The organism is Streptomyces tateyamensis, assembly GCF_003205575.1.
Lineage (GTDB): Bacteria > Actinomycetota > Actinomycetes > Streptomycetales > Streptomycetaceae > Kitasatospora > Kitasatospora tateyamensis.
This window is the reverse complement of sequence record NZ_PYBW01000176.1, coordinates 1-912: the sequence shown is the minus strand read 5'-3', so window position 1 is coordinate 912 and position 912 is coordinate 1. Positions and strand designations below refer to the sequence as shown.

The following is a 912-nucleotide window of genomic DNA, read 5'->3' as shown; positions in this document are numbered from 1 at the left end:
GTAGTTAGTTGACGGCTCCTAAGCCGCTTCCAGTTCATCGAGGACCACTGCGAGACCTATCCGGTCAAGCGGCTGTGCCAGGTGCTCGACGTCGTCCGCGCCAGCTACTACAAGTGGCGCGCCGGCCGTGAGGCCCGGGCCTCACGCGAGCACGCCGACGCCCTCCTGGCCGACAGGATCAGGGCCATCCACACCGAGTCCGACCGCACCTACGGCTCCCCGCGCGTCACCGCCGATCTCCAGGCCGGCGGCGAGCTCGTCAACGAGAAGAAGGTCGCGCGGGTGATGCGCAAGTTCGGCATCGTCGGCGTGCACCTGCGCAAGAAGGTGAGGACCACGATCCCCGAGCCGTCCGCCACCCCGGTGCCGGACCTCTTCAAGCGCGACTTCACCGCGCCCGCGCCGAACCGGAAATACATGGGCGACATAACCTATCTCCCGGTCGGAGACGGCGAGTTCCTCTACCTCGCCACCGTCATCGACTGCTTCTCCCGCCGAGTGGTCGGGTGGTCGATCGCCGACCATATGCGCACGGAACTGGTCGCAGACGCGCTGCGGGCGGCGGCGGCCACCCGTGGCAGCCTCGACCGAGCGATCTTCCACAGCGACCACGGAGCCCAATACACGTCGAAGGAATTCGCCGACCTGTGCAAGGAGTTGGGGGTGACGCAGTCCATGGGCGCGGTCGGCACCTCCGCGGACAACGCCGCCTGCGAGAGCTTCCACGCGTCCCTGAAACGAGAAATCCTCCAGGGCGCACGCCGCTGGAACGGAGTCACCAACTGCCGCCGCACAGTGTTCCGTTGGCTCAATCGGTACAACACCTGGCGAAGGCACTCCACCACCGGACAGCTCTGCCCGGCCGAGTACGAGCATCAGCACGAACGGCGATTGAGTACCATGACACTCGCC

General features: G+C 66.4%; 1 pseudogene. It reads left to right on the top strand.

From position 1 onward, the window contains the following. Positions 1–15: 15 nt before the first annotated feature. Positions 16–912, top strand: a pseudogene (locus C7C46_RS31450) (IS3 family transposase); the annotation flags it as partial.